Raw genomic sequence first — 271 nt, 5'->3', positions numbered from 1 at the left:
GCTTCTTCGAGTTGGCCACCGATCGGGTGCCGGGCGAGGGCTCGTAACGGACAAGGCTCCCGGACGGTTGAGCGAGATCTCTCACGTCTCAACTCGTTCACCAGGGAGCCTTGTTGGTTGCCTATCCAGCCGCACTGGACCTTCCGCATGCCCTCGTGGAGTGGGTCACGACGCTGACCGCCACCCGTGAGGGTGACCGCCGGTGCAAGCTGCCTGCCTCTCAGCGGGCCCTGATCGCACTCGTGTATCTGCGCAAGCACGACACCCTCGC

Annotated in this window: 1 pseudogene; it reads left to right on the top strand. The window is 64.9% G+C overall.

Annotated features, from left to right (window positions below):
* Positions 1-113: 113 nt before the first annotated feature.
* Positions 114-271: pseudogene (locus IF89_RS44290) on the top strand (IS5/IS1182 family transposase); the annotation flags it as partial.

It is taken from the genome of Streptomyces sp. NRRL F-2664 (genome assembly GCF_000719345.1).
Classification (GTDB): Bacteria; Actinomycetota; Actinomycetes; order Streptomycetales; family Streptomycetaceae; genus Streptomyces.
This window is presented reverse-complemented; position numbering and strand designations above follow the sequence as displayed.